The following is a 24,826-nucleotide window of genomic DNA, read 5'->3' as shown; positions in this document are numbered from 1 at the left end:
CCGGCAGGACGGACAGGGCGGGCCGGCAGGACAAGGGTCCGGTGGAGGCTAGGTGCGAGATTTCGAGGCCGTAGGCCGAGCCGACGGGTCAGGCGGTGCGGCGGACTCGGGCGCGCAGGCGGGTCAGTGGGGAGGGCTGGGGCAGGGTGGCGTCGAGGAGTTGGTCGCGCCGGGGGGCGGCGGGGGCGGCCAGGCGGGCGGCGGGGGTGCGGGGTTCGACGAGGCGGCCCAGGGCGCGGAAGTCCCAGCCGGCGGACAGCCACGGTTCGGGGTCCAGGGTGTTGCGGGCGTCGATGATGGTGCGGCCGCGCGCTACCGTGCGTAGGAAAACCGGGTCCAGTTCACGGAATTCGCGCCATTCGGTCAGGTGCAGGACCACGTCGGCCTCGTGCAGGGCGGCGGCGGGGGTGGCGGCGAACACGAGTTGCGGGGCGACGGCGCGGGCGGGAACCGTTGCGGCGGGGTCGAAGACGGTCACCTCGACCCCGGCGGCACGCAGTTGTCGCGCCACGTCGAGGGCGGGCGAGTCGCGCACATCGTCGGACAGCGGTTTGAAGGCCGCGCCGAGCACGCCGACCCGGCCGCGCGCGCGGTTCTCGCCGCCGAGCAGGTCGAGAGTCTCGCGCACCACCCGCTCGCGGCGGCGCAGGTTCACCGCGTCGATATCGCGCAGGAAGTCCACGGATTCGCCGGCGCCGAGTTCGGTGGCGCGGGCGATCAAGGCGCGCACGTCCTTCGGCAGGCAGCCGCCGCCGTAGCCCAGGCCCGCGCCCAGGAACTTGTGGCCGATGCGGTCGTCGTGCCCGAGCGCCTCGGCCAGCAGCGTCACGTCCGCCCCGGCGATATCGCACAGTTCGGCCATGGCATTGATGAACGAGATCTTCGTCGCCAGAAAGGCATTCGCCGACACCTTGATCAGCTCGGCGGTCGGCAGGTTGGTGATCACCACCGGCGAGCCCGCGGCGATCGGCGTCGTATAGACCTGCCGCAGCGCCCATTCCGCGTCCGGGGTGGTCACGCCGAACACCAGGCGGTTGGGGTGCAGGGTGTCGTAGACCGCGTGCCCCTCGCGCAGGAACTCCGGGTTCCAGGCCAGATCGACCGAAATCCCTTCCGGCGCAAGCGCGGCGATGCGATCGGTGAGCGCCTCGGCGGTGCCGACCGGCACCGTGGACTTGCCGACGATCAGGCAGTTGCGGGTCAGGTGCGGCACCAGCCCGTCCAGCGCCGCGTACAACTGCGACAGATCCGCGGCGCCGTTCGGGCCGGGAGGCGTTCCGACACAGAGGAAATGGACGTCGGCGAACTCTGCGGCCGCGATCAGCGAGGTGCCGAACCGCAGCCGTCCGCCGGCGACGTGCCCGGCCAGCAGTTCCGGCAGCCCGGGCTCGTGGAAGGGCACCTGGCCGGCCGAGAGCGCGGCGGCCTTGGCCGGGTTGTTGTCCACGCCCAGGACCTCGAAGCCGAGTTCGGCCATGCCCGCGGCGTGGGTGGCGCCCAGATAGCCGGTGCCGATGACGGAGATGCGGAGCATCAGGAGGCCTCCTTGGTGGCCGGAATCTCGCTGGGCGCGGCGTCCGGCCGCAGGCGTTCCGCGATCACTTCGCGGTAGTGACGGATGAGCAGATCGTTGACCGCGGCCCAGGATCGGTCGCGCACGCTGCGCACCGCCGTGGCCGCGGTCCGTTCGCGCAGGGCCGGATCCTCGACCAGGCGGCGCACCAGGTCGGTCATGGCGGCGGCGTCGCCCGGCGGGTAGAGGAACCCGGCCCCCGGGGTGACGACGTCGATGGGGCCGCCCGCCTTGGGCGCGACCACCGGCACGCCGGAGGCGAGCGCCTCCTGCGCGGCCTGGCAGTAGGTCTCGTGCCGACCGGTGTGCACGAACACGTCGAGCGAGGCGTAGGCGGCGGCGAGCTCCTCGCCGTGCAGGACGCCCAGGAACTCCGCGTCCGGCAACAGTTTTCGCAGCCGCTTCTCCTCCGGGCCGCCGCCCACGATGATCAGCTTCACGCCCGGCAGCGGCCGCAGGTGCGCGAGCAGCTCGAGCTCCTTCTCCGGAGCGAGCCGGCCGACGTAGCCGATCAGCGTTTCGCCGTGGGGGGCCAAGCGCTTTCGCAGGGTGTCCGAGCGACGGAACGGCCCGAACTGCTGCAGGTCCACGCCGCGCGGCCAGCGGCCGAGGCCCGGCACGCCCATGAGCTCCAGCTGACGCAGGCTGGCGGTGGAGGGCGCCAGGGTGCGGTCCACGCGCAGATGGATGCGGCGGGTCAGCGCGGTCATGGCGCGCACGCCGCCGGGCAGGTCGTAGCGCAGCGCGAAACCCACCAGATCGGTCTGATAGATGGCGACGGTCGGCACCCCGAGCTCGTTCGCAACCTTGGCCGCCTGATAGCCCAGTGTGGCCGGGGAGGCGATATGCACGACGTCGGGCCGGAATTCGCGCATGATCTTGCGCAGTCGCCGCCGCGTCTCGAGGCCGATCCGGAAGTCGCGGTAGAACGGCAGCCGGGCGCCGCGCACGACGTGCACCCGGAAGCCCGCGTACTTCTCGGGCCCGGTCGGTGCGACCAGGGTGGCCTCGTGGCCCTTGGCGGCGAGATGGTCCAGCACCCGCCGCACGGAATTGGTGACGCCGTTGACCTGGGGAAGGAAGGACTCGGCGACCACCAACACCCGCAGCCGCGCGGTATGCGGTGCGAATTCTCTTGTCTGCTCGCGGATTCGCATCGGTCCCCTCCGGTTCGGTGCTGCTCCTGCCGCCACGGTAGGAAGCGGCCCGCAACGCCAGACCCCCTCCGCGTGGCCGGGACGTGAACCGTGCCTGTCGATCGAGTCGGCCAGTTCACCGGGGCTTCGCCGAACGGCTATCGAGACTCGAGGTTTACCGGTTGCCGCAGCTCACCGAGCCTGCTCAGGGTCCGGTAGAGATCGGGAACCCGGGCGATCTCGCCGCCGAGTTCCGCCAGCGGGACCTCGGCGTACAGCGACAGTTCGAGATCGGCGTCGTAGAGCACGTCGACCAGGTTCACCAGCCGCATCACCCAGTCCGGGGGCGCGGTGTGCAGGGCCGGGACGTCGCAGAGCACCCACCGCTCTATCCCGCGAGTGAGCGCGAGATAGTCGGCCGCCGAGACCGGGATGCCGCACAGCTCCGCGAAATCGACGGTCAGCCGGCCGTTGTCGAGGGCGCGGGCGTGCAGCCGCCGATGCGCGATCGGGATGTCTACGGCTCCGGTCGTCTCGCATGACCCGACCTCGTAATGCCCGGCCGCGAATCCGGTGTGCCGGCCACCGAGCCGGCGGTAATCGGTCGGGCCGTTCACCGAGATCACGTCCAGGTGCGCGAGAATGCGCTCGATGGTGGGGACGAACATGGCGTGCCACAGCGGATTCGGCAGCAGTTGCTCGGGTGGGTAGTTCGAGGTGACCACGAGGGTGATGCGGCGGGCGAACAGGGTGTCCAGTAGCCGTGCCACCAGCCGCGCGTCACCGGCGTCGTGTACGTGGAATTCGTCGAAGCAGAGCAGGTCGACGCCGGCCAGCAGCGTGTTCACCGAGGCGTCGATGCTCCCGTAGTCGTGGATGCCGGCATTGAGTTGCGCGAAGAACGCGTGGAAGTGGTAGCGCCGCTTGCGATTCGAGGGCACCGCGGCGAAGAAGCGATTCATCAGCATGGTCTTGCCGCGGCCCGGGCCGCCATGCAGGTACAGCCCGCGCGGGCGCTTCGTTCCCCACCGCGGCGGCCGCTGCTTGCCGAGCCGGCTCGCGAGGGCGCTGAGCCGATCGGCGGCGAATCGCTGGTCGGGATCGAGCACGATCTCCGGAGTGTCCATGATGCCCTCCTCCATCCTCTACCGCTGTAGAGCTTCCTCTATAGTTGTAGAGGATCGGGCGGACCCGGAGGAGCGAAGGTGACGACACCCACAACCGATCGGCGCGAACTCATCGTGGACAGCGCCATCGATCTCATTGCCGGCCAAGGGCTTCGGGCGCTGACCCATCGCGCGCTCGACACGGCGCTGGAGTTGCCGGCCGGATCGACCTCCTATTACTTCCGCACCAAACGCGCGCTGATCGAGGCCATCGTCGAACGCATCGCAACCCGGTCCCGCGCCGATTTCGCGGACCGCAAACCCGGCATGGACGAACTCGAGCCGAACCGGCTCGCGCACGGCATCGCGAGCTGGCTGGATCGCCTACTGGCACAACGCCGCAACCATTTGATCGCGCGGCACGCGCTGATCGTGGACCTGATCGGGGATCCGGCCCTGCACGCCGAGCTGGTCGGCTGCCTCTTCTCGCACCGGCACGCCACCGCGCTGTTCGAGGCCCTGAGCGCGCCCGAACCGGCCACTGCCGCAGCCGATTTCATCGCCGTCGTGGAGGGCCTGGTCTTCGACCGCTTCGCCGGGGCTCGCACCGAGCTCGCGCCCGGGACGGCGGCCAGCGTGCGTCAACTAACGGCGCCACTGGCCCGCCAGCTCGGGGCCGGCCGGTGAGACGATGTTCAGCTGGTGCGGTAGCGGATATCCCAGAACCGCATGTTCGGCCACGGCGGCGAGATCACCACCGCCAGGGTGCCCAGCGTCGCGGCCAGCAGGCCGGTGAGCACGCCTAGCAACGCGATGTGGGACGCATCCATCGCGGCCTCCCACGTGACCTCGCCCTCGCGCACGACGAACACGCCGACCGGTCGGGCTCCCCACCGCGGACTCACCGCCGCGACGGTGATGATCGTGGACCCGTCGGCCGTCTGATGCGGTTCCCCGTACACCATGGCGCCACCGAGCGCCGGCAGCTCGTTCAGTCGTTCCCGCAAGGTCATGGCGACCCTCCCCGTAGATCGATTGCGCCCCAATCTACGCCGCACCGCACCCGCGCCGCCGAACCTTGATCGCCAGGGTTCCTTTGAAGTTCACAGCACCGAGCTCGAGGCTTCACCGGTCGGCCATCCACCGGGATGGACGCACCGAATAGCTAGTGAATGTTGCCGACACTGCTGCCGGAGACATATCATGAGACATATGAAGACCATGATCGATATCGATAACGAGACGCTCGCCCTGGCCGCCAAGGAATTGGGTACCGTCACGAAGAAGGACACTGTGAACGCCGCACTCAAGTTCGTCGTCGAACGTAGGCAGCGCATCGAGCAGATCCTCGACGACCCCTACAGCATCGGCATCGGCCCGGACATCGGCGATCCCGAAGTAATGCGCCAGGCCCGCCGTTGAACGAACCCACGCCACTGCGATTGCACCTCGTCGACACCTCAGCCGCAGCGCGAATCAAGGACGCGGGGGTGCGCACGGTAATTTCCGGCCTCATCACCAACCGAGCCGCGGCCACCTGCGTGACAGTCGATCTAGAAGCTGGATATTCCGGCCGCAGTCTGGCCGATCTGCAAAACATCGCGCAACGCCGGCGCTCGCTCTATGTGAATCTGCCGATCAACGAAGCAATCGCCGATCGCGCGCGCGAGGTTCAGCAGTTGCTCGCCCGCCAAGGTCTGCACCGTGCCGCCGGTATCGTCGATCTCATGACAGCTGCCGTGGCGGAGTTCCACGGCGCGGTGGTCGTCCATTACGACGCCGACTTCGAGCACATTGCCGGGGTTACCAGGCAACCCCATGTATGGGTCGTACCGAAGGGCAGCATCGATTGACTGCACACGGAATCAGAGCAGTCGAGGCTCTCGTGGCCCACCGTCGAATCGACGGTCGCGGATGCCTGGATGACGGAATTCGGAGTCCCGGTACGCCGGAGCAGGTTCGGAGCCGGCTGGCCGCTCTGCTGGAGGCGGGCTCGACTTCCCTTGGGCTGTGGCTGTTTCCGCCCGATCGAATGACCGATCAGCTGGCACGGTTGGTCTCGGAGGTGCTGGATGCCAGCAGTGCGTCGAGGGCGCGGGCGGTGTCGGTGCCGGGGGCGGCGGTGTAGGCGATGAGGGCGCGGACGCCGGGTTCGCCTGGGATGTCGAGCAATTCGTAGTCGAGCTGGAGTTCGCCCACGGTCGGGTGGTGGACGACGTACCGGCCGTACTGAAAGTCGCTGACCTCGTGGGTCTCCCAGTACTCGCGGAACTCGGGGCTGCGGGCGGTCATGTCGCGCAGCAGAGTACGCAGTTCCGGATCGTCGGGCCGATGACTGGCCTGCAGACGCATATCGGCGGCGATATGACCCGCGACCAAGTCCAGATCGGCGGTGATCGCCCGGATGTGCGGATCGAAGAAGACGAGATGCATCCAGCTGCGCTCGGATTCGGGCAGCCGCGCGAAGTCGATGCCGAACACCGCCACCGCGGCGGCATTCCACCCCAGAATGTCGGTGCGGTGTCCGACGATATACGCGGGCGCGCGGGTCATCGAATCGAGCAGCTGCTGCAGCCCCGGCCGCAGCGGTCCGCCCGCCCGCGACAGCGAGCGCGGCGGCCGCGCCAGATTACGCAGATGCCGCCGCTCGTCCTCGCTCAACATCAGCGCCCCCGCGATGGCGTCCACGATGCCCTCCGACACCGCCTCGGCCCGCCCCTGTTCCAACCGCACGTAATACTCGACGCTCACCCCGGCCAGCTGCGCGACCTCCTCGCGCCGCAACCCCGGCACCCGCCGCCGCCCCCACACCGGCAAGCCGAGCTCCTCGGGACGCAACCGCCCCCGCCGCGATCGCAGAAACTCACCCATTTCAGACTTGTCGGACACCAGGCCGATTCTATGGCGAAGGCCCGGACGATCACGCCGATCGTCCGGGCCTTCCGTCGTCGCTCAGTTGGTGGTCAGGACCAGGCCCGAGGTGGGGACGCCGGTGCCGGCGGTGACGATGATGTTCTCCAGGTTCTGGACCTGGTTGACCGAGGTGCCGCGGATTTGGCGGACGCCTTCGGCTATGCCGTTCATGCCGTGGATGTAGGCCTCGCCCAACTGGCCGCCGTGGGTGTTGAGGGGGAGGCGGCCGCCGAGTTCGATGGCGCCGTCGGCGATGAAGTCCTTCGCCTCGCCGCGGGCGCAGAAGCCGAGTTCCTCGAGCTGCATGAGCACGAACGGGGTGAAGTGGTCGTAGAGGATGCCCGCCTGCATGTCCTCGGGGCGCAGGCCGGATTGGGCCCACAGTTGGTCGCCGACCAGGCCCATTTCCGGGAGGCCGGTCATGGCGTCGCGGTAGTAGCTGGTCATGACGTACTGGTCCGCGCCGGAACCCTGTGCGGCGCCGGCGATCAGGGCCGGGGTGTTGGGCAGGTCCTTGGCACGGTCGGCCGAGGTGATGACCAGGGCCACGCCGCCGTCGGTCTCCTGGCAGCAGTCCAGCAGGTGCAGCGGTTCCGCGATCCAGCGGGAAGCCTGATGCTCCTCGAGGGTGATCGGCTTGCCGTAGAAGTGGGCCGCCGGATTCACCGCCGCGTGCTTGCGGTCGGCCACCGCCACCCGGCCGAAATCCGCACTGCGCGCGCCGTATACGTGCATGTAGCGCCGCGCCACCATGGCCACCTGCGCGGCCGGGGTGCCCAGGCCGTGCGTGTAGGAGAACGCGTTGTCCACCCCGGACGAGCTCGGATTGCCGGTGGCGAGGTGAGTCGCGAACTGCCCGAACCGATTTCCGGACCGCTCGTTGAAAGCGCGATACGCGACAACGACATCCGCGATCCCGGTCGCCACCGCCATGGCGGCGTGCTGCACGGTCGCCGCCGCCGCGCCGCCGCCGAAGGGGATGTTGCTGAAGAACTTCAAGGACGGGATGCCCGTGGCGCGCGCCACGGCGGCCTGGGTATTGGTGTCCATGGTGAAGGTCGTCAGCCCGTCCACGTCGGCGGGCGTGAGGCCCGCGTCGGCGAGGGCGGCGGTGACCGCCTCGGCGGCCAGGCGCAGTTCGCTGCGACCGGAGTCCTTGGAGAAGTCGGTCGCGCCGATGCCGACGATGGCGGCCTTGCGGCTCAGCCCGTTGCGGCCGTCGATCTCGGTCACTTCGAATCCTCCAGGGCGATGACGGCTTTCGCCGAGATGTGGTCGCCGAGCGAATCCTTGCCGACCACGTCGATGGTGACGTCCGCGCCGTCCACGGCCGAGACGGTGCCGGTCAGGGTGAGGGTGTCACCCGCGTACAGCGGCACGCCCAGGCGCAGCGCGATGGACTTGACGCGCGCCGTCGGGCCGGCCCAGTCCGTCACGAACCGCTGCACCAGACCGGTGTCGGTGAGGATGTTGACGAAGATGTCCTTGGAGCCGCGCGCCACCGCCTTGTCGCGGTCGTGGTGCACGTCCTGGAAGTCCCGGGTGGCCAGCGCGGTCGAGACGATGAACGTGGTGTCGGCGTGAATCACCAACTGCGGCAGCGTGGTTCCGACCTCGACGGTCGAGAGTGTGGTCATCGCACTGCCTTCCAGTAGGGCACGGTGTTGTCGTCGTCGAGCTTCAGGAATCCGACCTCGACCGGCAGACCCACCTCGACGTCGGCGGGGTCGATGCCCGTCAGCTCACCGAGCATCCGCACACCCTCCGCCAACTCGACCAGGGCGATCACATACGGCAGCTGCCGTCCCGGCACCCGCGGCGCGTGATGCACCACGAAGCTGAACACGGTCCCCTTGCCCGAGGCCACGACGTAGTCGCTCTGCTCGGTGTGGTCCTTCCACAGCGCCGGCACCGGCGGATGCTGCAACGACCCGTCCGGCCGCTGCTGAATCCGCAGTTCGCCGAGTTTCACGCCGTCCCAGAAGAACTCGGTGTCCTTGGAGACGGTCGGCCGCACCCGCTTGGCCAGGTCCTCGGCGGAGATGTCACCGGATTGCTTGGGAGCGGCGGACTTTCCGGTGCCCGGCACGAACTTCAGCATCCGGAACTTCATCTCGGTGACCAGCTCGTCGCCCACGTACCAGTCGGTGAGGTAGGTGGTGAACCAGCCGTCGCCGAGCCCGGTCTTCTTGGGCCCCACGATGTCCCCGATGCTGGTGCGCACCGTCACCTGCTCGCCCAGCTCCAGGTAGCGGTGGTACACCTGCTCGCAGTTGGTGGCGACCACCGAGGTGAACCCGGCCGCGTCGAACAGCTCATTGGTGCGGGTCATGGGGTCGTCGTCGGCGCGAATGCCGCCCAGCCCCAGCATGGTCCACACCTGCGCCATGGCCGGCGGGGCCACGATCCCGGGATGCCCGGCCGCCTTGGCGGCGGCCTCGTCCACGTAGATCGGGTTGGCGTCGCCGATCGCCTCGACCCAGTTGTTGATCATGGGCTGATTGATCGGATCCCGGCCCGCGCGCGGCGCGGACTCACCGTCGGCCTTGATCTTCTCCAGGCCCGCGCGGATCTCGTCGGCCGTGAAACTCGTTGTCACGCTTGATCTCTCCTCAGGCTGTCTAACGCGGAACCCGGGGCAGCCGCAGGCCCATCTGGGCGATCAGTTCCCGCATGACCTCGTTGACGCCGCCGCCGAAGGTCACCACCAGGTTCTGTTTGGTGCGCATGTCCAGCCAGACCAGCAGGTCCGCGGTGGCCTGATCGGCGGGATCGCCGAAGCGGCCCACGATCTCCTCGGCCAGCCGGCCCGCCTGCTGCAGCGCCTCGGTGGAGTACACCTTGGTCGCCGAGGCGTCGGCGATGACATCGCGCGGATCGGCGTCGGGGCGTTCCATATTCGACGCGACCTGCCAGTTCAGCAGCTCGTTGAGCCGCGTCATGGCGTGCAGCCGGCCCAGCGAGCGCCGCACCTCGGTCTCCCCCAGCACGCCCTGCTTCTGCGCCCATTCGCGCACCCGCTCGTAGAGCTGCTCGATCTTGCCGGACGGGCCCAGGCTCACCCGCTCGTGATTGAGCTGGGTGGTGATCAGCTTCCAGCCGCCGTTCTCCGCCCCGACCAGCATGTCCGCGGGGACGCGCACATTGTCGAAGTAGGTGGCGTTGGTGTGATGCGCACCGTCGGCGGTGATGATCGGGGTCCAGGAGTAGCCGGGATCCTTGGTATCCACAATCAGGATGCTGATGGCCTTGTGCCGCGCCTCGACCGGACCGGTGCGCACCGCCAGCCAGACGTAGTCGGCCTCGTGCGCACCGGTGGTGAAGATCTTCTGCCCGTTGACGATCCAGTCGCCGTTGGCGTCGCGCACCGCGGAGGTGCGCAGCGCCGCCAGGTCGGTGCCCGCGTCCGGCTCGGAGTACCCGATGGCGAAATGCACGTCGCCGGTGAGGATTCCGGGCAGGAACTTACGCTTCTGCTCCTCGGTGCCGAAGGACTGCAGCGCCGGGCCGACGGTCAGCAGCGTCACCAGGGGTACGGGCACATCGGCCCGCACCGCCTCGTTGTAGAAGATCTGCTGTTCCAGCGGCCCGAAGCCCTGCCCGCCGTACTCCTTGGGCCAGCCGACGCCGAGCTTGCCGTCGCGGCCCATCCGCTTGACCACGGCCCGATAGGCGTCACCGTGCCGGTTCACCAGCATCTCGGCCTCCTCTTCGGGAGTCACGAGAGTGGCGAAGTACGAACGCAGTTCGTCGCGCAGCTGGCGCTGTTCCGCGGTCAGTTCGATGAGCATCTGGCTCCCAATCGGTCCAGCCGAAACGACTCGCCGCCGAGCCAGCGGGCGATGTCCTTGGCCTGTGAGTAGTAGCGGTGCAACGGATGGGTGATGTCCACGCCCAGACCACCGTGCAGGTGATGGCACTTCTGCATGGCCGCCGGCAGCTCCGAGGCCACCGCGAAGGCCAGCACGTCGAGATCGTCGTCGACGCGCTCGGTGTCCGGCTGCTCCTGGGCCAGCGCCCAGGCGGCCGAACAGGCGGCCACGTGCAGGGTCCGCGACACCACGTAGACATCGGCGATCTGCTGTGCGACAGCCTGGAATTCGGCCAGCGGACGCCCGAACTGCCGCCGGGTGCGCACATGTTCGGCGGTCAGCGCGACGACGCCCTTCAGCAAGCCGTCGGCCACCGCGCCGATGCTCGCCAGCGCGAAGCGGTGCAGTTCGGTCAACCCGCCGGGCAGCAGCTGCTCGGCCGGGATCGCCACGTTCTCGAGGGCGAGCGAGAACTCCGGCACGCCATCGGAACTCGGGCTCTGGGTGCGGGTGAGGCCGGCGGCGTCCCCGTCCACCACGGCGAGGCCGTTGTCGGTGGGCACCAGGATCCAGCGCGCGATGTCGGCGTAGGGCACCGCCACCTTGTGGCCGCTGATCCGCACCGTCGCGCCGTCGGTGACCGCGGTGGTCTCCGGCTTCACGGTGAACGGCGCACCGGTCTCGTGCAGGGCGGCGGTCAGCACCGCGCCCTCGGCCACGGCGGGAAACAGCTTGGCCGCCAAGCCCTCCGGCACGCCGATCGCCTTCAGCGGCAGCACGCCGAAGCCCAGCGTGCTCAGCGCGGGCACCTGCGCGGCATCGGTGGCCAGCTCGGTGAGCAGGGCCGAGACCTCGAGCAGACCCATACCGTCGCCGCCGAACTGCTCGGGCAGCGGCACGGCCAGCAGACCGCTGTCCGAAATGACCGGCCAGAGCGTGAAATCGCGCGCGCTCTCACGTTCCAGCAAACTTACGACAACCTCGGCGACAGCGTCCTGGCTCTCGTCCCTGGTGAAGTCCAATTCCATGCTCCCGATTGAGTGTGGGCTAGCCGTGCGACTCGCGTGGCAGCCCGAGGATCCGTTCACCGGCGACGGTCAACAGAATCTGCTCGGTCCCGCCCGCAATCGACAAACAGCGTGTGAGCAGGAATTCTTTCACCACGTCGGAGTCCAGAGCACCGGCCGCACCGGATAGTTCGACGGCAAATTCGGCTACTGCCTGCCGGTGCCGCACGCCGACCAGTTTGCGCACGCTGCTCTGCGCGGCGGGGTCGCCGCCGGACAGCAGTTTCTGCGCGGCACGAGCTTCTAGCAACGTTCCGGCAACCGACTCTGAGATGAGCGCGCCGAGCCGGTCCGCGATCACCTCGGCGCCCGGACCCGTGGTGGGAGCGGCCGCGATCATCGCCTCCAGCTCGTCACCGATTCCCTTGCCGCCCATGGCGACTCGCTCGGCGGTGAGTGTGGACCGCGCGATCTTCCAGCCATTGCCCAGGTCACCGACCAAGCATTCGTCCGGAACGAACACGTCATCGAAGAAGACCTCGTTGAAGCGCGCCTCGCCGGTGATCTCCACCAGCGGCCGGATGTCCAGCCCGGTGCTCTTCATATCGACCAGGAAATAGCTGATGCCCTTGTGCTTCGGCGCGGCATTGTCGGTGCGCGCCAGGCAGATACCCCAGGTGGCCTTGTCCGCCAGCGAGGTCCACACCTTCTGGCCATTGAGCTTCCAGCCGCCCTCGACCCGCTCGGCCACGGTGCGCAGCGAGGCCAGGTCCGATCCCGCGCCCGGCTCGGAGAACAGCTGACACCAGATGACCTCACCCGTCAGGGTCGGCATGGCGAAGCGCTCGATCTGCTCCGGGGTGCCCCACTGCAGCAGCGTCGGGATCGCCCAGTTGGCAATCACGATGTCGGGCAACTCGATACCGGCCTGCCGGATCTGATCCTCGATCTGGGTCCGCAGGATCGGCCCCGCGCCGCGACCGTAGGGGGCCGGCCAGTGCGAGGCCAGCAGGCCCGCTTCGGCCAGCGCCCGTCGCTGCTCGGCCTCCGGCAGCGCCGCGATCGCGGCCAGGTCGGCCGCCAGCACCGCCGCCTCGGCGGCATCCAAACCGGCTGCCTCCCAGGCCGATCCGGCCTCGTCGTCGGCCAGATCGATGCTGATCGTGCGGCGCACGCCGGCCAGCGTCAGCTCCGCGACCCGCGCACGCCAGCGCGCCGAACCGCCGAGCAGCTGCCGCAGCGCGGTCGCCCGGCGCAGGTACAGGTGCGCGTCGTGCTCCCAGGTGAATCCGATGCCGCCCAGCACCTGGATGCAGTCCTTGGCGTTCTCGACCGCCGCGTCCAGTGCCACCGCGAGCGCGACGGCCGCGGCCAGCCGCAGCTCCGCGCTGCCGGAGTCGACCGCGGCGGCGGCATCGGCGGCCACCGCGCGAATCTGCTCGGCCCGGCACAGCATCCACGCGCACAGGTGCTTGATCGCCTGGAACTCACCGATCTTGCGGCCGAACTGCTCTCGCACCTTCGCGTACTCGGTGGCGGTCTCGAGGCACCAGCCCGCGATGCCCGCGGCCTCGGCGGCGACCAGGGCGGCGGCCACGTCCGGCACCGAGAAGTCCGGCTCGAACAGGCGGTCCGCGGCCACGGCGACCTCGGCGCACACCACCTTCGCCAGCGGCACGCTCTGGTCGATTCCGGCCAGCGGCTCGACGCGCAGTCCCGCGGCGTCCGCGTCGATCAGGGCCCACAGGTGGCGATCGCCGGAACGCACCGGCACCAGCACCGCGGCGCCCGGCGCGGCGCCGAGCACCGTGTCCCACTCACCGGACACCAGGGCGCCGGATTCGCTTGCCGAGATTGCGATTTCGTCCGCGAGCGCGACGCCGCATGGCGTAATCTCGTCGAGCGCCTCGCCGGTGACGAGTCCCGCCAGCGCCGTCGAGAGCACCGGTCCGCCGACCAGATCGTGCGCCGCCTGCTCCACCAGCACGGCCAGGTCCCCGACGGTTCCGCCCGCGCCCCCGGCGTGCTCCGGCACGGCGACCCGGAAAATTCCGAGTTCGGCCAGGCGCGGCCAGTATTCGCGCCAGAATTCGGGTGCCCCTGAACGCAGTGTTGCAATTGGACGCACCGCTGCGGCCCATCCGCGCATCGATTCCTGAACGGCTTTATGCTCGTCAGTGGTGGCTATGGTCACACTCCATACCGCCTTTCCGGCGTGACTTCCACTCCTAGAACATGTTCTAATGTTCGAGCCGGGCGGAAGTCAAGCGCCGTTCCGGTCGCGGTACGAACTCGTGTGCAGGAAAGGACTTTCAACCGATGGCCAGTCCCTCCCGATCGCAGGCCGCCGACGGTGCCGACGCCGGACGCGCCGCGTCGGCCCCCGGTGGACGCACCGCGCCCGTCACCACCCTCAGCGAGGAGGACCTGAGCTCGGCGGCGCAGCGCGACCGGCGCAAGCGCATCCTCGACGCCACCCTCGCGCTGGCCTCCAAGGGCGGCTACGACGCGGTCCAGATGCGCGCCGTCGCCGAACGCGCGGACGTCGCCGTCGGCACGCTGTACCGGTACTTCCCCTCCAAGGTGCACCTGCTGGTGTCCGCGCTGGCACGGGAATTCGAGCAGTTCGAGGGCCGGCGCAAGCCGCTGGCCGGGGCCACCCCGCAGGAGCGCATGCACCTGCTGCTGACCCAGGTCACCCGCGCCATGCAGCGCGACCCACTGCTCACCGAGGCCATGACCCGCGCCTTCATGTTCGCCGACGCCTCCGCGGCCGCCGAGGTCGATCGCGTCGGCAAGGTGATGGACCGCTTCTTCGCGCGCGCCCTGTCCGACGAGACGCCCACCGACCGCGAGTTGGCCATCGCCCGAGTCATTTCCGATGTGTGGCTGTCGAACCTGGTGGCCTGGCTCACCCGCCGCGCCTCCGCCACCGACGTGAGCGAGCGCCTCGAGCTGACCGTCGATCTGCTCATCGGCAAGAGCGAGTAGCGATTTCCAGACGCGCCGCGAGCAGCGGCGCGCGGGCGAACGCACGGTGTGCGTTCGCCATAACGAGAAGGGTTGCCCGGTCCGGAGAACCGGGCAACCCTTCGTCGTTAGCTCGATCACAGCTGGTCAAATGGGGTTAACGGCGAGTAGCTCGCGGGTATCTCACAAAACGAGTGAACGCCGCGGAAGTGTCTTGTAAACGCTATGTATCACCGCCCACACGAGTGGGCAATCAAGACCCAGTAGCATCACTCGCGCCCTGAAAAATCTCCTCCGATCATTAGGTTGGATGCGTGAGCGCACAGGATTTGTCACTGGAACTTCGCCGTGCCCTGTCGGCCATCGCCCGCGTGCCACGGTTGCTGGTCGCATCGGACTACGACGGGACGATCGCGCCCATCGTCTCCGACCCGACGAAGGCCTATCCCCATCGGGAGTCGGTGAGCGCCCTGCGCGCTCTCGCCGGTCTCACCGGAACCACCGCCGCCGTGATTTCCGGTCGCGCCCTGCGCGATCTCGCGGCCCTGTCCCGGTTGCCCGTCGAGGTGCAGCTGATCGGTAGCCACGGTTCGGAATTCGATGTCGGCTTCGTGCACGCCATCGACAACGACGCCAAACAGCTACTCGCCGAGGTCACTACGACCCTCAACCAGATCGCTCAGGACAATCCGGGCGCATCGGTCGAGATAAAACCGGCCAGTGTGGCCCTGCACGTCCGCAACGCCAGCCCCGAGATCGGGCGTCGGGCGCTGGTCGCGGTGCGTCAGGGTCCGGCCAGCTGGGTGGGCGTGCAGACCACCGAAGGCAAAGAGGTCATCGAGCTCGCGGTCGTCGAGACCGACAAGGGTGCGGCGCTCGATATCGTCCGGCATCAGCAGGGCGCCTCGGCCGCGGTGTTCATCGGCGACGACGTCACCGACGAGAAGGCGTTCACCCGCCTGTCCGGACCGGACGTCGGCATCAAGGTCGGCGAGGGCGACTCCCTCGCCAAATACCGCGTGGCCAGCACCGAGGAGGTGTCGAAGGCGCTGGCGTTTCTCCTCGAGGAGCGCCGCACGTGGTTGGCAGGTGCCAGCGCCCCCCGAATCGAGCGGCTGACCATGCTGGCCAGCCCGCGTTCCAAGGCCCTGGTCACCCCCGACGGCACCATCACCTGGCTGTGCCATCCCGAACCCGACTCCGCGGCCGTCTTCGCCCACCTGCTGGGCGGGCAGGGCGCGGGGCACTTCACCATCCAGCCCGAACGCGCGGGGCTGCCGCTGTCGCAGCGGTACGTCGACGGCACCATGACCGTCGAAACCCGTTGGTCCAGTTTGCGAGTCGTGGACTACCTGCCGCACGACGTGGTCCCCGAACGCACCGATCTGACCCGCGTCATCACCGGCGACGCCCGGGCCGTCATCACCTTCGCGCCGCGCCCCGAGTTCGGGCAGGTGCCGGTGCGGCTGGTGCACGCCACCGGCGGGCTCAAGGTCGAGGGCACCAACGATCCCATCGTGCTGCGCTCCCCCGGCGTGGAATGGCAGATCCTCGACGAGGGCAACCACCACACCGCGCATGCCGTGGTCGACCCGCGCCAGGGTCCGATCGTGCTCGAAATGCGCTGCGGCACCTCCGATCTCGCGCCCGCCATGCGGCCCGAGGCGGAACGCCGCCGCGAAGCCGAGCGGTACTGGGCCGAGTGGGTCGGCACTCTCGAGCTGCCGCCGCTCAAGCCAGATCTGATGAAGCGGTCCGCGCTCACCCTGCGCGGGCTGGTGCACGCGCCGTCCGGGTCCATCCTGGCCGCCGCCACCACCTCCCTGCCCGAGGACATCGGCGGCGTGCGCAACTGGGACTACCGCTACTGCTGGCTGCGCGACGCGTCGCTGACCGCGTCCGCACTGGTGTCGCTGGGCTCGATCGGCGAGGCCGAGGACCTGCTGGCGTGGGTGCACCGGGTGCTCGAGACCCTGCCCGGACCCGAACGCCTGCACCCGCTCTACACCCTCTACGGCGAGACCCTGCCGCCCGAGGCCGTCATCGATCAGCTGCCCGGCTACGCCGGTTCACGGCCGGTGCGCGTCGGCAACGCGGCGAACATGCAGGTGCAGCTGGACGTGTTCGGTCCCATCGTGGACCTCATCTCCCAGCTGGCGCACGCGCGAGAACGCAAGGGCATCGACGATCCCGCCAAGGCGCTGCCCGATATGGACTGGGAACTGGTGCACGCCATGGTCTCCGCGGTGCAGCGGCGCTGGCGCGAACCCGATCACGGCATCTGGGAGATCCGCGGCAATCCGCGCCACCACGTGTACTCGAAGGTGATGGGCTGGCTCACCGTCGACCGGGCGCTCACCCTGGCGCGGCAGTTCGGCCGGCCGATCGACCCGGAGTGGGAGACGCTGCGCGACACCATCTCCGACGAGGTCAAGAAGGAGGGCTGGAACGACGAGGTCCAGTCCTACACGGCGGCCTACGAGGGCACCGACCTCGACGCCGCCACCCTGCACATCGGGCTGTCGGGGCTCATCGATCCCTCGGATCCGCGCTTCGCGGCCACCGTGGTGGCCACCGAGGCCGAGCTGCGCAGCGGGTCGACCGTGTACCGCTACCACCACGACGACGGGCTGCCCGGCGGCGAGGGCGGATTCCACCTGTGCGCGGCCTGGCTGGTCGAGGCGTATCTGCTGATCGGCAAGCGGGAGGACGCCGAGGCGTTGTTCGCGCAGCTGGTGGATGTGGCGGGACCGACCGGTCTGCTCTCGGAGGAGTACGACCCGGTCGCCGAACGCTCGCTGGGCAATCACCCGCAGGCCTACAGCCACCTCGGGTTGTTGCGTTGCGCGCAGTTGCTGAGCCAGCCGGTGGCCGCGCTCACACCGGGCATCGGAGGCTGAGCCGACGCCACGTCGAACCCCCGTGGCCCCCGCGAACCCTGTTCGCGGGGGCCATTGTCATGTCCGGTGTCCGCGGGTTGCCCCGGTGGTCCAGGACACATCTTTCCGCTCCGGGCTAGGGACCTAACGGTCGTTTGCGCTACATTCAAATGGCAATCGTTTTCGTTACTGTTAAGCCGCAGTGCCAGGAGTTCCAGCGTGACCAGAAGCTTTGCCCGAGGTTTTGCCGTTTTCGCCGCAGGACTCGCGACCGTCGCCACCCTGACAGCGTGCGGCGGCAGCAGGAATTCCGACGGACTCACCGTCGTCGCCTCCACCAATGTTTGGGGCGACATCACCAAGGCCATCGCCGGGCCGGAGGTGCGGGTCGAATCGATCATCGACGATCCGAGCGTGGACCCGCACTCGTTCGAGGTCTCCCCCGCCGACGCCGCCAAGATCACCGACGCCAAGCTCGTCGTGTACAACGGCGGGCACTACGACGAGTTCATCGACAAGGCCATCGCGGGCAAGAACAAGACCACCGTGAACGCCTTCGACATCGCCACCGGCGGCGACCACGAGCACGAAAGCGGCACGGCCACACCGGCTCCCGCCGCCGACACGCACGAGCACGAGGCCAACGAGCACGTCTGGTACGACCTGCACCAGGTCGGCCACGTCGCCGCGCACATCGCCGACGCCCTGGGGCAGGTCGACCCGGATCACAAGCAGGCGTACACCGATCGCGCGAACGCCTTCACCGCCAAGCTGGCCCCGATCGAGGCCGTCACCGCCAAGATCGCCGCCGAGCACCCGAATCAGCCCGTCCTGCAGACCGAACCGCTGGCGGCGTACCTGCTGACCGCCGCCAAGGCCGACGACAAGACCCCGCACGCCTTCCAGGAGGCGATCGAACAGGGCACCGATCCGGCCCCCGCCGACGTCGCCACCGTGCGAGACCTGCTGAACGCCAAGCAGGTTCGCGCCCTGGTCTACAACATCCAGACCGAGGACAAGCTGACCAAGGACCTGCGCACCGCCGCCGACAAGGCCGGCGTCACCATCGTCGAGGTCACCGAGACCCTGCCGCAGGGCAAGGACTACCTCGGCTGGATGACCGGCAACGCCGACGCGCTGGCCAAGGCCCTGTCCTGATCGTCCGCTCCACCGCCGCATCCGGGAGTACCCCATGACCGCGAATCCCGCCCAGGCCACCGCGAATACCGCACAGGCTTCAGCGAATCCCGCACCGGGCACAGCGAATCCCGCACAGGGCACAGCCAGCGGTGTCACCACGCCGAAGGCCGGCTGCGCCTTGACCGGGGCCCGACCCCGTACCGCTGCCGGCCGTTCGCCGCGCGCGGACACCGCCGCCGCACCTGATCGCGCGGATTCGCGTGATGTCCTGCGGCACAGCGGAACTCCCGCGGTGCGCCTGTCGGGCGCTCGGCTCTCGTTCGGGGAGCGGACGCTCTGGGAAGGACTGGATCTCGAGGTCGGGGCCGGAGAGTTCATCGCCGTGCTCGGACCCAACGGATCCGGGAAGACCTCGATGCTGCGCATGCTGCTGGGACAGGTGGCATTGAGCGCCGGGACCGCCGAAGTGGCGGGAGCGCCCGCGCGGCTGGGGAATCCGGCCATCGGTTACGTGCCGCAGCAGAAGACCATCGAGGGCGGGGCGGCGCTGCGCGGCATCGACCTGGTGGGTCTGGGCGTCGACGGGCATCGGTGGGGACTCGGGTTCCGGGGACGCAAGGAGCGCAAACGGAAAGTGGCGGAAGCGATCTCGGCCGTCGGCGCGGAGAAGTTCGCGTACGCGCCGCTGGACGCGCTCTCCGGCGGTGAGCAGCAGCGGCTGCGGGTGGCGCAGGCGCTCGCCGGTGATCCGCGGGTGTTGCTGTGCGACGAACCGCTGCTGTCGCTGGATCTGGCGAATCAGCGGCTGGTGTCCGAGCTCATCGACCGGCGGCGGCGCAGCCACGATACGGCGGTGCTGTTCGTGACGCACGAGATCAATCCCATTCTGCCGCTGGTGGATCGGGTGCTGTACCTGGTCGACGGACGGTTCCGGATCGGCACGCCCGACGAGGTCATGACCTCCGAGACGCTCTCGGAGCTGTACGGCACCGAGGTGGACGTGCTGCGCGTGCGCGGCCGGCTGGTCGTGGTCGGCACCGGCGACGCCATGGACGCCCTCGGCGAATCCGGCGCGGCGCACTGCCATGGGGACAACAGGCAGGGCCATGGGGACAACCGGCAGGGCCGCGGGGACAACCGGCGGGGCCGGGGCGACGACGCGAAAGAGGTTCGGGCGTAATGGAAAAGCTGTCCAAGCTCTTCTCGCAGATGTTCGACCTCTCCACCACCGCGCATCTGCTGTCCTACGACTTCGTGCAGCAGGCCGTCATCGCCGCCGCACTGCTCGGCCTGCTGGCCGGCGCCATCGGCCCGCTCATCATCAGTCGCCAGATGTCGTTCGCCGTGCACGGCACCAGCGAGCTGTCGCTGACTGGCGCGGCCGCCGCACTGCTGGCAGGGGTGGGCGTCGGGGTCGGCGCTATCTTCGGTTCCGTGGTGGCGGCTGTCCTGTTCGGCGTACTGGGTTCCCGTGCCCGCGAACGTGATTCGGTCATCGCCGTGGTGCTGTCGTTCGGCCTCGGGCTGTCGGTGCTGTTCCTGTGGCTGGGCCCCGAACGCGCGGGCTCCAAGTTCTCGCTGCTCACCGGCCAGGTGGTGAGCGTCGGCAATTCCGGGCTCGGCCTGCTGGCCACCTGTACCGCCGCTGTGCTGGCGGTGCTGGCCGCCGTCTATCGCCCGCTGCTGTTCGCCAGCTCCGATCCGGAAGTGGCGGTGGCGCGCGGGGTTCCGGTGCGGGCGCTGTCCATCGTGTTCGCCGTGCTGCTCGGCGTGACCGCCGCCTTCGGCGTGCAGATCGTGGGCGCGCTGCTGGTGCTGTCGCTGCTCATCACCCCCGCCGCCGCGGCCGCCCAGCTCACCGCCAGCCCGGCCCGGGTCGCGGTGCTGTCCATCGTGTTCGCCGAGATCGCGGCGGTAGGCGGCATTCTGCTGTCGCTGGCCCCGGGCGTACCCATATCGACGTTCGTCACCACCATCTCGTTCACCATCTACCTGGTCTGCCGTCTGGTGGGCGCGCGCACCCGCAACCGCCGACGGGTCCTGATCGCCGCCTGAGTTTTTCGCCGCCCGAGTTTCGTTCGCGCGCGAAATCGCGATCTACCGCATGAGGGGCGGCAGATCGCCCCCGCGCGCCCCTCCCGGTGTTTCGAACCCCTCGGCCGGGAGGGGCGCTCACGGGTCAGCCCGCCTCGCCCGCCAGGGCGAACAGGCCGTCGGCGGTCTGCTCGACGAGCCCGTCGATCAGCAGGGAGTCCAGCGCCCGGTCCCGCTGTCCCGGATCGCGCGTCCACGCCAGATCCAGGCGCACCCGCTCCACCGGACCCGACGCGCCCCGCAGCACATCCAGCAGCCGGCCGCGCGCCTGCCGGTCGGTGCCCTCGTACTTCTGCACGCGCCGAACGACTTCCGAGGCCGGCCGGCCCGCCGTCACCCACGCGCAGCTGGGCAGCGGGCAGCGCTCGCAGTCGGGGGTACGAGCCGTGCACACCAGCGCGCCCAACTCCATCAGCGCCGCCGACATGATCGCGGCGCGTTCCACCCGGGCGGGCAGCAGCGCCTCGGTCTCGGCCAGATCCCGGGCCGCCGGATTCCCGGCGTCCGCGCGCCCGTGCACAGCACGGGCAACCACCCGGCGAACATTGGTGTCCACCACGGGAACTCGCTGTCCGTAGGCGAAACACGCCACCGCGCGGGCGGTGTACGCGCCGATGCCGGGCAGGCTCAACAGCACCTCCACCTCGGTCGGCACCTCGTCGCCGTACTGCTCGGCCAGCACCCGCGCGCACTCGTGCAGCCGCAGCGCGCGACGCGGATAGCCGAGCTTGCCCCAGGCGCGCAGTACTTCGCCCTGCGGTGCGGCCGCCATGGCGGAGGGCACCGGCCACCGGGCCACCCATTCCCGCCAGATGGGCTCGACCCGCACCACCGGCGTCTGCTGCAGCATGATCTCGCTCATCAGGATCTGCCAGGCGGTGACTCCCGGCCGCCGCCACGGCAAGTCGCGCGCGGTGTCGCGATACCAGTCGATGAGCACATCGCTGTCCATTCCGCCTCCCCGGGACTTTTGCCGGTCGTGGGGAGCGCGGCCGGTATCGCATCGGGCCGGCGGTCGATCGGTGGCCGAATTTCGGACGTACCCGGTGAGTTACCCCGACCGTTCCGAAATCAGTCGTCGCCTTGGCATTCGCGGTTCGGCCCGGTTACCCCGACCCGCCGTCGATGGTATCGCCAGAACACGCTCGCTCGATCCGGGGGCTCACCGCGGGCGACTGTGGCACGGTAGGCGCGTATTTGCCGCGCCGTAACGCCTCGGACTCGCCGGTAACCACTCGGCTATGGAAAATGGGACACATGCCGCACAACAATCCGATCAGTGCTTGGAAGGCCCTGCGCGAAGGCAACGAGCGCTTCGTCAACGGCACATTGCAGCACCCCGGACAGGGCGCGAGCGACCGCGCCAAGCTGGTCGCCGGGCAGCAGCCCGGGGCCGTGCTCTTCGGTTGCGGTGACTCCCGCGTCGCCGCCGAGATCATCTTCGATCAGGGTCTCGGGGACATGTTCGTGGTCCGGACCGCCGGCCACGTCGTCGACGCCTCGGTGCTCGGATCGATCGAATACGGCGTGCAGGTGCTGTCGGTGCCGCTGATCGTGGTGCTCGGTCACGACAGCTGCGGCGCGGTCCGCGCCACCATCGACGCCCTCGATCACGGCAATGTGCCAGGCGGTTTCATCCGCTCGGTCGTCGAGCGCGTCACCCCCTCGATCCTCATCGGCCGCCGCGAAGGACTGTCGGAGGTCGACGAACTCGAGGCCCGCCACGTCGAGGAGACCGCCCGCCTGCTCATGCAGCGGTCGATGATCATCTCCCAGCGCGTGGCCACCGGCGAATGCGCCATCGCCTGCGTCACCTACAACCTCGGCGACGGCGAGATCAAGCTGCACCGCGTCATCGGCAATATCGGCGAACTGGTCTGACGCCCGGCGGGGCGGCGGAATTTACCGCCCCCGTAGGCGCTTTCACCTCCGACACGCCGAGACCCTGCTCGGGGTGATCCCGACGGTGCCCTTACCGTTGTCACCGTGCTGGAACCGAACGGACCACTGCCACCGGAAATCTACTGGCGCCGCCGCGCGGCCGCGATCGGCGCGGTCGTGATCGCGCTCGCACTGGTGATCTGGGCCGCCTTCGCGCTGTTGAAGGGCGGCGGCGACCACAAGACGGACGCCAAGGCGAGCACCCCCGCCAGTGCCGCCGCCACCTCCAAGGCCGGGGCGTCGGGCACGCCGGATCCGATCTCCGCCAAGCCTTCCGGGGTCGCGGCCTCAGGCGCCGCCCCGGCCGCGCAGGGCCAGTGCCCCGATCAGTCGCTGGCCGTGAAGGTCACCGTCGCGCAGCCCACCTACAAGACCGGTGAGCAGCCGCAGTTCGGCATCGTCATCACCAATATCTCCAGCGCCGCCTGCGAACGCGATATGGGTTCGGGGCTGCAGCTGGTCCAGGTGCAGTCGCTCGACGGCCAGCGCAAGCTGTGGTCGAGCACCGACTGCTTCCCCGACGGCACCCCCGACATGCGCACGCTGGCCCCGGGCCAGCAGGCGGCGTTCACCGTGACCTGGTCCGGCTCCACCTCCCAGCCCAACTGCGCCGGCGAGCGCGTTCCCGTCCCCGCCGGGCCGTACACCGTTGTGGCGCAGCTCGGTTCGGTCCGCAGTTCCCCCGAACCCTTCAATATCGCGTGAGGCGATAAACCGGCACCGTGTCGAATCGGGGCGGAATCCCAAGGGATTTCGCCCCGATTTTTTGCGTTCGGCTATTCGTGAATTCACCGCGGGGAATCCACCGGCGCTATTCGGCCATTTCCGCCGGGACGTCCGCGCGCCGCCGACGACGCAGTCCGGTAACCGCAAGGGCCGCACGAATATCGGTGACCTCACGCAAAGTCATGCTGCGCCCGGCGCGTTCCACGCCCGGCGGCACCAGCGCCTCGGTGAAGCCCAGGCGTTCGGCCTCGGCGAGGCGGCGGGTCAGCCCGGTCACCTGCCGCACCTCACCCGCCAGGCCCACCTCGCCCAGCACCACCATCCCGCTGGGCAGCGCCTGATCCTGACTGGCGCTCGCGATGGCAAGCGCCACAGCCAGATCCGCGGCGGGCTCGGTGAGCCGCATACCGCCCACCGTGGCCGCGTAGACGTCCTGCTTGCCCACGAACACGCCCCCGCGGCTCTGCAGCACCGCCAGCACCATGGACACGCGGTTGTAGTCCAGCCCGCTCACCGCGCGCCGCGGCGCGGGCGCCTGGGTGTCCACGGTCAGGCCCTGCACCTCGCCCAGCATGGGCCGCTTGCCGTCCATGGCGACCGTCACCGCGGTACCCGGCACCGAGTCGCCGCGATGGTGCAGAAACAGCCCGGAAGGATCGTCCACGCAATGGATTCCGGCTTCGCGCATCTCGAAGCAGCCGACCTCGTCGGTGCTGCCGAAGCGGTTCTTGATGCCGCGCACCATGCGCAGCGAGGAGTGCTTGTCACCCTCGAACTGCAGCACCACGTCCACCAGATGCTCTAGCGTGCGCGGCCCGGCCACCGCGCCGTCCTTGGTGACGTGCCCGACCAGCAGCACCGCGATCCCGCTCGCCTTGGCCAGCGAGGTCAGCGCCGCGGTCACCGAACGCACCTGGGTGACACCGCCGATCACGCCGTCCGCGTCGGCGGCCAGCATGGTCTGCACCGAGTCCACCACCAGCAGTGAGGGTTTCACCTGCTCCACGTGCCCCAGAATGGTGGCCAGATCCGATTCCGCGGCCAGGTACACCTTGTCGTGCACCGCCCCGGTGCGGTCCGCGCGCAAGCGCACCTGCCCCGCCGACTCCTCCGCGGTCACGTACAGCGCGATCTCGTCGCGAGCCCGCGCCCAGCGGTGCGCCACCTCGAGCAGCAGCGTCGACTTGCCCACCCCGGGCTCCCCCGACAACAGCACCACCGACCCGGGGATGATGCCGCCGCCCAGCACCCGATCCAATTCCGACACGCCCGTGCCGCGCGCGTGTGTCTTGTTGGAGTCGACCGACGAGATCGGCACCGCCGCGGTGCTCGGCAACATCGCCCGCCGCCCCACCGCCACCGCCGACGCGGACGCCGCCACCTCCTCGATGGACCCCCACGCACTGCAATCCGGGCAGCGCCCAACCCATTTCGCGACCTCGTGCGAGCACTCCGCGCACCGGTACAGCGATTTCACCTTGGCCACGCCGGGCAGCCTAGCCAGCCCCTCCGACACTCCCGGGCAACCA

The 24,826-nt window shown here is 69.4% G+C and carries 23 protein-coding genes; 10 read left to right on the top strand and 13 right to left on the bottom strand.

Features of this window, described 5'->3' with window-relative positions; genetic code table 11:
- Positions 1-88: 88 nt before the first annotated feature.
- From D7D52_RS04395 to zapE, 3 genes are all read right to left on the bottom strand, one after another.
- Entirely contained in the window at positions 89-1,534 is a 1,446-nt protein-coding gene (locus D7D52_RS04395) for a UDP-glucose dehydrogenase family protein (RefSeq protein ID WP_246023634.1), read from the bottom strand.
- Positions 1,534-2,682 carry a glycosyltransferase family 4 protein gene (locus tag D7D52_RS04390; RefSeq protein ID WP_222932860.1) on the bottom strand — a complete coding sequence of 383 codons (1,149 nt, stop codon included), beginning with the start codon at positions 2,680-2,682 and terminating at the stop codon, positions 1,534-1,536. Before D7D52_RS04390 ends, D7D52_RS04395 begins: the two co-directional genes overlap by 1 nt.
- A gap of 185 nt (positions 2,683-2,867) precedes the next feature.
- Positions 2,868-3,836 (bottom strand): cell division protein ZapE, encoded by a 969-nt coding sequence (gene zapE / locus D7D52_RS04385; protein WP_120743798.1) that lies wholly within the window; start codon positions 3,834-3,836, stop codon positions 2,868-2,870.
- 78 nt (positions 3,837-3,914) lie between these two features.
- Between zapE and D7D52_RS04380 the strand changes: the two genes are divergently transcribed.
- Entirely contained in the window at positions 3,915-4,502 is a 588-nt protein-coding gene (locus D7D52_RS04380) for a TetR/AcrR family transcriptional regulator (RefSeq protein WP_120735162.1), read from the top strand.
- 8 nt (positions 4,503-4,510) lie between these two features.
- Here the strand turns inward: D7D52_RS04380 and D7D52_RS04375 are convergent, their stop codons facing one another.
- A complete protein-coding gene (locus D7D52_RS04375; protein WP_120735161.1) occupies positions 4,511-4,828 on the bottom strand; it encodes a hypothetical protein in 318 nt (105 codons plus the stop codon).
- A 199-nt stretch (positions 4,829-5,027) separates the two neighbouring features.
- On the opposite strand from D7D52_RS04375, the gene D7D52_RS40100 reads away from it, so the two are divergent.
- Both D7D52_RS40100 and D7D52_RS04365 read left to right on the top strand, forming a co-directional pair.
- Positions 5,028-5,237, top strand: coding sequence for a type II toxin-antitoxin system VapB family antitoxin (locus D7D52_RS40100; protein WP_342775240.1), 210 nt, complete (start codon positions 5,028-5,030; stop codon positions 5,235-5,237).
- The gene (locus D7D52_RS04365) at positions 5,234-5,668 is read left to right on the top strand and encodes a PIN domain nuclease (protein ID WP_120735160.1); all 435 of its coding nucleotides are present in this window, start codon (positions 5,234-5,236) and stop codon (positions 5,666-5,668) included. The genes D7D52_RS40100 and D7D52_RS04365 overlap by 4 nt, the downstream gene beginning before the upstream one ends.
- Positions 5,669-5,855: 187 nt before the next feature.
- On the opposite strand, the gene D7D52_RS04360 is transcribed toward D7D52_RS04365, so the two are convergent.
- From D7D52_RS04360 to D7D52_RS04330, 7 genes are all read right to left on the bottom strand, one after another.
- Positions 5,856-6,704 carry a helix-turn-helix transcriptional regulator gene (locus tag D7D52_RS04360; RefSeq protein ID WP_222932783.1) on the bottom strand — a complete coding sequence of 283 codons (849 nt, stop codon included), beginning with the start codon at positions 6,702-6,704 and terminating at the stop codon, positions 5,856-5,858.
- A 63-nt stretch (positions 6,705-6,767) separates the two neighbouring features.
- The gene (locus D7D52_RS04355) at positions 6,768-7,961 is read right to left on the bottom strand and encodes a lipid-transfer protein (RefSeq protein ID WP_425464608.1); all 1,194 of its coding nucleotides are present in this window, start codon (positions 7,959-7,961) and stop codon (positions 6,768-6,770) included.
- Positions 7,958-8,365, bottom strand: a complete 408-nt coding sequence (locus D7D52_RS04350) for a MaoC family dehydratase (protein WP_120735158.1) — start codon at positions 8,363-8,365, stop codon at positions 7,958-7,960. Before D7D52_RS04350 ends, D7D52_RS04355 begins: the two co-directional genes overlap by 4 nt.
- The gene (locus tag D7D52_RS04345; protein WP_120735157.1) at positions 8,362-9,327 is read right to left on the bottom strand and encodes a bifunctional MaoC family dehydratase N-terminal/OB-fold nucleic acid binding domain-containing protein; all 966 of its coding nucleotides are present in this window, start codon (positions 9,325-9,327) and stop codon (positions 8,362-8,364) included. The genes D7D52_RS04350 and D7D52_RS04345 overlap by 4 nt, the downstream gene beginning before the upstream one ends.
- A 22-nt stretch (positions 9,328-9,349) precedes the next feature.
- A complete protein-coding gene (locus tag D7D52_RS04340; protein WP_120735156.1) occupies positions 9,350-10,519 on the bottom strand; it encodes an acyl-CoA dehydrogenase family protein in 1,170 nt (389 codons plus the stop codon).
- Entirely contained in the window at positions 10,504-11,562 is a 1,059-nt protein-coding gene (locus D7D52_RS04335) for an acyl-CoA dehydrogenase family protein (protein ID WP_120743795.1), read from the bottom strand. Before D7D52_RS04335 ends, D7D52_RS04340 begins: the two co-directional genes overlap by 16 nt.
- Before the next feature lie 25 nt (positions 11,563-11,587).
- The gene (locus D7D52_RS04330; protein ID WP_120735155.1) at positions 11,588-13,741 is read right to left on the bottom strand and encodes an acyl-CoA dehydrogenase family protein; all 2,154 of its coding nucleotides are present in this window, start codon (positions 13,739-13,741) and stop codon (positions 11,588-11,590) included.
- 125 nt (positions 13,742-13,866) lie between these two features.
- Between D7D52_RS04330 and kstR the strand changes: the two genes are divergently transcribed.
- The 5 genes from kstR to D7D52_RS04305 all read left to right on the top strand — a co-directional run bounded on the left by kstR (position 13,867) and on the right by D7D52_RS04305 (position 20,591).
- Positions 13,867-14,538, top strand: coding sequence for a cholesterol catabolism transcriptional regulator KstR (kstR, locus tag D7D52_RS04325; RefSeq protein WP_120735154.1), 672 nt, complete (start codon positions 13,867-13,869; stop codon positions 14,536-14,538).
- A 293-nt stretch (positions 14,539-14,831) separates the two neighbouring features.
- Positions 14,832-17,417: a trehalose-phosphatase gene (gene otsB, locus D7D52_RS04320; RefSeq protein WP_120735153.1), complete on the top strand. Its 2,586-nt coding sequence runs from the start codon at positions 14,832-14,834 to the stop codon at positions 17,415-17,417.
- Between the two features lie 198 nt (positions 17,418-17,615).
- Positions 17,616-18,554 (top strand): metal ABC transporter solute-binding protein, Zn/Mn family, encoded by a 939-nt coding sequence (locus tag D7D52_RS04315; protein WP_120735152.1) that lies wholly within the window; start codon positions 17,616-17,618, stop codon positions 18,552-18,554.
- A gap of 250 nt (positions 18,555-18,804) precedes the next feature.
- Complete coding sequence (locus tag D7D52_RS04310; protein WP_120743794.1) at positions 18,805-19,716, top strand: metal ABC transporter ATP-binding protein; 912 nt, start codon at positions 18,805-18,807, stop codon at positions 19,714-19,716.
- A complete protein-coding gene (locus tag D7D52_RS04305) occupies positions 19,716-20,591 on the top strand; it encodes a metal ABC transporter permease (RefSeq protein WP_120735151.1) in 876 nt (291 codons plus the stop codon). Before D7D52_RS04310 ends, D7D52_RS04305 begins: the two co-directional genes overlap by 1 nt.
- 124 nt (positions 20,592-20,715) lie before the next feature.
- Here the strand turns inward: D7D52_RS04305 and D7D52_RS04300 are convergent, their stop codons facing one another.
- Positions 20,716-21,582 (bottom strand): HhH-GPD family protein, encoded by an 867-nt coding sequence (locus tag D7D52_RS04300; protein WP_120735150.1) that lies wholly within the window; start codon positions 21,580-21,582, stop codon positions 20,716-20,718.
- A 305-nt stretch (positions 21,583-21,887) separates the two neighbouring features.
- Between D7D52_RS04300 and D7D52_RS04295 the strand changes: the two genes are divergently transcribed.
- Entirely contained in the window at positions 21,888-22,511 is a 624-nt protein-coding gene (locus D7D52_RS04295) for a carbonic anhydrase (RefSeq protein WP_120743793.1), read from the top strand.
- Between the two features lie 105 nt (positions 22,512-22,616).
- The gene (locus D7D52_RS04290) at positions 22,617-23,276 is read left to right on the top strand and encodes a hypothetical protein (RefSeq protein WP_120735149.1); all 660 of its coding nucleotides are present in this window, start codon (positions 22,617-22,619) and stop codon (positions 23,274-23,276) included.
- Positions 23,277-23,382: 106 nt separating this feature from the next.
- Here D7D52_RS04290 and radA read toward each other — a convergent pair whose 3' ends face one another.
- Complete coding sequence (radA, locus tag D7D52_RS04285) at positions 23,383-24,783, bottom strand: DNA repair protein RadA (protein ID WP_120735148.1); 1,401 nt, start codon at positions 24,781-24,783, stop codon at positions 23,383-23,385.
- Between the last annotated feature and the right edge of the window lie 43 nt (positions 24,784-24,826).

The organism is Nocardia yunnanensis, assembly GCF_003626895.1.
Classification (GTDB): Bacteria; Actinomycetota; Actinomycetes; order Mycobacteriales; family Mycobacteriaceae; genus Nocardia; species Nocardia yunnanensis.
The sequence above is the reverse complement of the archived record's forward strand: the minus strand, read 5'-3'. Positions and strand labels throughout refer to the sequence as shown.

Excerpts from the sequence above, each read along its gene's own strand:
- D7D52_RS40100 (WP_342775240.1), top strand. The coding sequence starts at position 5,028 with ATGAAGACCATGATCGATATCGATAACGAGACGCTCGCCCTGGCCGCC.
- D7D52_RS04300 (WP_120735150.1), bottom strand. The coding sequence starts at position 21,582 with ATGGACAGCGATGTGCTCATCGACTGGTATCGCGACACCGCGCGCGAC.
- zapE (WP_120743798.1), bottom strand. The coding sequence starts at position 3,836 with ATGGACACTCCGGAGATCGTGCTCGATCCCGACCAGCGATTCGCCGCC.
- D7D52_RS04350 (WP_120735158.1), bottom strand. The coding sequence starts at position 8,365 with ATGACCACACTCTCGACCGTCGAGGTCGGAACCACGCTGCCGCAGTTG.
- D7D52_RS04340 (WP_120735156.1), bottom strand. The coding sequence starts at position 10,519 with ATGCTCATCGAACTGACCGCGGAACAGCGCCAGCTGCGCGACGAACTG.
- D7D52_RS04395 (WP_246023634.1), bottom strand. The coding sequence starts at position 1,534 with ATGCTCCGCATCTCCGTCATCGGCACCGGCTATCTGGGCGCCACCCAC.
- D7D52_RS04375 (WP_120735161.1), bottom strand. The coding sequence starts at position 4,828 with ATGACCTTGCGGGAACGACTGAACGAGCTGCCGGCGCTCGGTGGCGCC.
- D7D52_RS04295 (WP_120743793.1), top strand. The coding sequence starts at position 21,888 with ATGCCGCACAACAATCCGATCAGTGCTTGGAAGGCCCTGCGCGAAGGC.
- kstR (WP_120735154.1), top strand. The coding sequence starts at position 13,867 with ATGGCCAGTCCCTCCCGATCGCAGGCCGCCGACGGTGCCGACGCCGGA.
- D7D52_RS04305 (WP_120735151.1), top strand. The coding sequence starts at position 19,716 with ATGGAAAAGCTGTCCAAGCTCTTCTCGCAGATGTTCGACCTCTCCACC.